The sequence below is a fragment of the Hungatella sp. genome (genome assembly GCF_046966825.1).
In genome coordinates this window covers 1-2,113 of record NZ_JBKVCZ010000288.1, presented here as the reverse complement: position 1 = coordinate 2,113, position 2,113 = coordinate 1, and the positions used below count along the sequence as shown (strand labels likewise).

The 2,113-nt window shown below is 53.0% G+C and carries 2 protein-coding genes; one reads left to right on the top strand and one right to left on the bottom strand.

What is annotated here, in order from left to right:
* Positions 1-16: 16 nt before the first annotated feature.
* On the bottom strand, positions 17-880 hold the full coding sequence (locus tag ACLTD4_RS33910) for a PHP domain-containing protein (RefSeq protein ID WP_117622786.1): 864 nt from the start codon (positions 878-880) through the stop codon (positions 17-19).
* A gap of 180 nt (positions 881-1,060) precedes the next feature.
* Here ACLTD4_RS33910 and ACLTD4_RS33905 point away from each other — a divergent pair.
* A partial coding sequence (locus ACLTD4_RS33905) for a VanW family protein (RefSeq protein WP_412331993.1) occupies positions 1,061-2,113 on the top strand: 1,053 nt, incomplete at its 3' end.

Genomic DNA, 2,113 nt, shown 5'->3' with positions numbered 1-2,113 from the left:
ATTTATATTCTTGTATTTATGTTCTTGTATTTATGTTCTTGGCCCGCGCCTGCCTGATGTCGTCCAGAAGCAGTGCGGAGATGCGCAGATTGCCCCGGCCGCATCCGATGTCGATATCCGGCTTGTTGGCCCCATGAAAGTCGGAGCCGCCGGTGGGGAACAGACCGTATTTGACGGCCAGTTTCTTAAGCTTCCCGCTTTCGTATTGATTGTTGGACGAGTGGTAGACTTCCAGGCCGGCCAGTCCGTCTTCTTTTAAGGAAGCGACCAGTGCTTCCAGCCTTGCATCGCCGAGATGGTACTGGTACGGATGGGCGAGGACCGGAGACGCTCCGCAGTCGGTCAGGATCCTGAGCGCGTAGGAGGGCTCGATGGTCTCTTTCTTTGGACACCAGCGGCCGCCGTATTTTAAATATTTTTTAAATGCCTGGTCCATGGAGGAGACATATCCTTTTTCCATCAGGACGCGGGCGAAATGGGCCCTCGTGATGACCGTATCGGGATTGCCGGCGGTAAGCTCCTCCCTGGTCAGTACCATGCCGTCCTCCGAAAAACGGCAGATCATCTCGTCGTTGCGTTTCTCGCGGAGTATGAGGAGACGGTCGGTTTCCCGGAGAAAAGCGGGATCGTCCGGATTTACATACAGTCCCAGAACGTGGATCTCCTCGCCCTCGTAGTGGCAGGAGAGCTCGATACCGGGAATGATTTCGATGGGAAGGCCGCGGGCGGCCTCTATGGCCTGCGGGATGCCGGCGATGGTGTCGTGGTCGGTCAGAGCGATGGCGGTCAGTTCTTTTTCCACTGCGAGAGCGACGACGGCGGCCGGGGTGAGCGTGCCATCCGAGGCGTTGGAATGAACGTGCAGATCGATGAGTTCCATAATTACCTCCAATTTGAAATACTTTAGTAATACTATAGTAACATGTTTTTTACGTTCTGTAAAATGTAGAAAAACGACGAAAAATAATTAAGAAAATTCATAAATTTGTAATAGCATTTCCCACAAAGTATGGTATACTACTCAATGTAATATACACTATCATGTGAAAAGGTGAAATAGATGAGTCAGACAGGCAACAGACAGAGTGGAACATCAAGATCTTATTCCTCTCAGGGAACACGGAAGACAGGAACGGGGGCTTCCAGAAAGACAAGCCAGGGAAGCAGGGGCCAGTCCTCAAGATATAAGAGTTCCTACCAGCCGCGGGGCGGTTCGGGAAGGGGTTCAAAGCGGAAGAAGCGTCCGCAGTATGATATCACGAAGATTCTGCTGGGGATCATTATCGCGGTGGTTGCCGTGATCGTGATTATGGCGGCAGTGAAGTTCGTAGGAAGCAGGCCTGCCGAGGTGGAGACGGGCGAGACGACGAGCCAGCCGGAGCCGGAGCTTCAGAAGGAGGTTTCCGTAGATGGGATCTCCATCACCGGAATGTCCAGAGAACAGGCGAAAAAGGCGATTCTGGACAAGTATGAGTGGGGCATGAAGATTACGTATAAGGATGATACGTATGAGGTCGCCGATTTACTGGAGACGAAGGTGGATTCCCTTTTAGGAGATATCTATACGGGCGAACCGAAGGAAAGCTATACCCTGGATATGAACGGTCTGGACGAAGCGGCCGCGGAAGAGGCCAAAAAGGCCGCCGCCAAGTGGGACGTGAAGGCCAGGAACGGTTCCGTATCCGGTTTTGACAAGGAAGCAGGGAAGTTTATCTACTCGGGAGAGCAGAACGGTCTGGTGATCGACCAGGAGAAGCTGGTTTCCGATATTCTGGCTCAGTTAAAGGATAAAAATTTCAGTGCTGTGATTGAAGCTACCGGCAAGGAGACGGCTCCGGAGATCACGGAGGCACAGGCCAAGGAGCTGTATCAGGTGATTGGAACCTATAGCACCACGACCACGGCCAACAAGGACAGAAACAAGAACATCGAACTGGCTGCCGAAGCGCTTAACGGCCTGATTTTACAGCCGGGTGAGGAATTTTCTTTCAATCAGGCCACGGGAGAGCGTTCCGAGGCCAAGGGGTACCGGCCGGCCGGTGCCTATGTAAACGGCGAACTGGTGGAAGAGCCGGGCGGCGGCGTATGTCAGGTTTCCTCCACGCTTTACAAC